Genomic DNA, 3,548 nt, shown 5'->3' with positions numbered 1-3,548 from the left:
ATCAATCCCCTGAATCAAGCTTAAGCACACTCATAAATGCACTCTGAGGTATCTCTACATTACCTACCTCTCTCATCCTCTTCTTACCTTCTTTCTGTTTCTCAAGTAGCTTTCTCTTTCTTGAAATATCTCCACCGTAGCACTTTGCAAGCACATCTTTACGCATAGCTCTTACAGTTTCCCTCGCAATTACCTTACTGCCGATAGCTGCCTGAATAGGAACTTCAAAGAGCTGGCGAGGAATTTCATTTTTAAGTTTCTCACACATTTTCTTAGCTCTTTCATAAGCACCCTCTTTAACTATAATAAACGAAAGGGCATCCACCGATTCTCTATTAATAAGAATATCCATTTTTACAAGCTCTGCTTTCTGATATCCCTTGAACTCATAATCAAAGGATGCATAGCCTCTTGAGCGAGATTTAAGTGCATCAAAGAAGTCATAAATTATTTCATTTAAAGGAAGGTCATATTTAATTACTACCCTTGTTTCCTCAATATAGTCCATTCCATTATTGACCCCTCGTCTTTCTTGACAAAGTTTCATAATAGATCCAAGATACTCGGTAGTCACCATAATCTCAGCCCTAACTATAGGTTCTTCCATATAGTCAATTTCTGACGGATCGGGTAAATTGGAAGGATTGGTTATATCAATCACTGTACCATCTGTCTTATGAATCTTGTATACCACACTAGGTGCAGTGGCAACAAGGTCAATATCATAATCTCTCTCAAGCCTTTCCTGAACCACATCAAGGTGAAGAAGTCCAAGAAAACCACATCTAAATCCAAAACCGAGAGCAACAGAGGTTTCAGGCTCAAACTGAAGAGCTGCATCATTTAGCTGTAATTTTTCCAGTGCATCTCTAAGGTCTGAATAATGTGCTCCATCAGCAGGATAAAGACCACAATAAACCATAGGAAGTACCTTCTTATATCCCGGTAAAGCCTCCTCACAAGGATTGTCTTTATCTGTAATTGTATCTCCAACCTTTGTCTGTCTAAGGTCTTTTATACTAGCTGTAATATAGCCAACCATACCGGCTGTAAGCTCCTCACAAGGGATGAATTGACCTGCTCCAAAAGTACCTACTTCAACTACTTCCTCAACTCCACTTGACTGGAACATCTTTATCTTAGTACCCTTTTTTACAGTACCTTCCATTATCCTTGCAAAAACTATAACTCCCTTATAAGAATCATAAAGAGAATTAAAAATAAGTGCTTTCAACTTGTTTTCAGGCAAACCCTTAGGAGCCGGTACTTTTTCTACTATCGCCTCTAAAACATCTTCTATATTTAAGCCGTTTTTTGCAGAAATAAGTGGTGCGTCGTGAGCCTCTATGCCTATAATATCCTCTATTTCTTCTTTTACCCTATCAGGATCTGCACTTGGAAGATCAACCTTGTTTATAACAGGCACAACTGTAAGGTCATGCTCCAAGGCAAGATATACATTTGCAAGTGTCTGAGCCTCAACTCCCTGAGATGCATCTACTACAAGGATAGCTCCTTCGCAAGCTGCAAGACTCCTTGATACCTCGTAGTTAAAGTCCACATGACCCGGAGTATCTATAAGATTAAAGATATACTCCTCTCCATCTTTAGACTTATACACTACTCTTACTGCCTGAGAACGGATGGTAATTCCCCTCTCCCTCTCAAGATCCATATTATCAAGTATCTGATCCTGCATCTCCCTCTTGGTAAGAGTTCCTGTTGCCTCTATTATTCTATCTGCAAGAGTAGACTTGCCATGGTCAATATGTGCTATTATGCAAAAATTTCTAATATTTTTTGTATTTATCTCTGACATTCTTTTCTCCATAAATATAGTATTGTTATATTCCATTTATCTGACTAATACAGATTACAGTATTTTTATAAATTTATCAAGTAAAATTCCTTAAAATCTGTTGACAATCTTCCTTTTTTGTATTAAAGTTATTTAGTGTGTTTGCGTTAAGCGTCCGTGTCCGGATTAATGAAACACTTTTTAATCTTATAATGATAATGGAGGTGTTAAATTGGCTAATATTAAATCTGCTAAGAAAAGAATTAAAGTTGCTGCAAAGAAGACTCTTAGAAATAAAATGATTACTTCTAAGGTTAAGACTCTTGTAAAGAAAGTTGTTTCTGCTGTTGCTGTAAGCGATAACGAGGCAGCTAAGGTTGCTCTTATTCCTGCAGTTGCTGCTATTGATAAGGCTGCTAATAAAGGCGTATATCATAGAAAAACAGCTTCTAGAAAGATTTCTCGTCTTACAAAGTCTGTAAATAAACTTGCGTAATTTATTATATTAAATAAAATTGCTACCATATCGTCATCAGTATGGTGGCTTTTTTCTTTTCTCTATCAATTATTACTAATATAATAATCTCTTCTATTCTAATAATTTTAAAGGCACTACAACAAATCTCATAGAGAAATCGCTATAATGCCCTCATATTTATTAATTAATTTTTACTAAAATCTTCTCCGGTAAGAAGTTTAAAAGCCTCTTTATATTTTTCAATAGTTTTCTCAATAACCTCATCCGGCAATAAATAATCACTGTCAGGATTTTCCTTGAGCCAATCTCTTACAAACTGCTTATCATAAGAAGGCTGTCCTCCTCCCACTTTAAAGCCTTCAAGTGGCCAAAACCTTGAGCTATCTGGTGTAAGCATCTCATCACCTATAACTATATTATCATTTTCATCAAGTCCAAACTCAAACTTTGTATCTGCTATTATAATTCCTTTAGAGAGAGCATAATCTGCACATTTTTTATAAAGAGCAATAGTTGCCTCTTTAAGTTTTAGTGCATATTCTTCACCCTTTCCCAGAAACTCCTTTTCAAGTACCTTGATACTCTGTTCATAAGAAATATTCTCATCATGAATACCAATATCTGCCTTTGTACTAGGCGTATATATAGGCTCAGGCAATTTTTCAGATTCACTAAGCCCTTCTTTAAGTTTTATTCCACAGACTGTACCATCTTCTTTATAGCTTACCCAACCACTTCCCGTTATATATCCACGAACTATACACTCAAGTGGAAACATACGAAGTTTTTTCACTTTCATGCTATTGCCTGTAAATTCAGGTTTTCTAAAATACTCCGGCATATCATTTACATCCACACTAATCATATGGTTAGGAAGAATATCCTTTGTAAAATCAAACCAAAACTTTGACATAAGTGTAAGGATTGCTCCCTTATCAGATATTTTATTCTTTAATATATGGTCAAATGCAGATATTCTGTCCGTTGCCACCATAATAAGGCTATCGCCTATATCATAAACTTCCCTTATCTTTCCTTCTTTAACCGGTGTATAATCTTTCATAATCTTCATCCTTTCATAAGTAAGTTTTAATAAAACCCTACCACTATAATATATCACTTATAAATATAAATATCTATATTAGCAATTATAATATTTACCTGTGGTATTTTTCACTTATTCTAATAAATTTAATTGCCATCTGTAAATTTATCTTATTTTGTCTATTCTGTACATTAAACTTTCCAAACTTTGTGCACTTTGTCGTTGTC

Annotated in this window: 3 protein-coding genes; 1 reads left to right on the top strand and 2 read right to left on the bottom strand. The window is 35.1% G+C overall.

The window, feature by feature from the left end; all coding sequences use genetic code 11:
- Position 1: 1 nt before the first annotated feature.
- Positions 2 to 1,819, bottom strand: a complete 1,818-nt coding sequence (gene lepA / locus ACTTG8_RS10005) for a translation elongation factor 4 (protein ID WP_442561962.1) — start codon at positions 1,817 to 1,819, stop codon at positions 2 to 4.
- 211 nt (positions 1,820 to 2,030) lie between these two features.
- On the opposite strand from lepA, the gene rpsT reads away from it, so the two are divergent.
- Entirely contained in the window at positions 2,031 to 2,294 is a 264-nt protein-coding gene (gene rpsT, locus ACTTG8_RS10000) for a 30S ribosomal protein S20 (protein WP_442551979.1), read from the top strand.
- Positions 2,295 to 2,460: 166 nt separating this feature from the next.
- Here rpsT and ACTTG8_RS09995 read toward each other — a convergent pair whose 3' ends face one another.
- The gene (locus ACTTG8_RS09995) at positions 2,461 to 3,339 is read right to left on the bottom strand and encodes a phosphoribosylaminoimidazolesuccinocarboxamide synthase (protein ID WP_442561961.1); all 879 of its coding nucleotides are present in this window, start codon (positions 3,337 to 3,339) and stop codon (positions 2,461 to 2,463) included.
- Positions 3,340 to 3,548: the final 209 nt, after the last annotated feature.

This window comes from Catonella sp. (genome assembly GCF_052173895.1).
Classification (GTDB): Bacteria; Bacillota; Clostridia; order Lachnospirales; family Lachnospiraceae; genus Catonella.
The sequence above is the reverse complement of the archived record's forward strand: the minus strand, read 5'-3'. Positions and strand labels throughout refer to the sequence as shown.

Coding starts and splice junctions, on each gene's coding strand:
- lepA (WP_442561962.1), bottom strand. CDS start 1,819: ATGTCAGAGATAAATACAAAAAATATTAGAAATTTTTGCATAATAGCA.
- ACTTG8_RS09995 (WP_442561961.1), bottom strand. CDS start 3,339: ATGAAAGATTATACACCGGTTAAAGAAGGAAAGATAAGGGAAGTTTAT.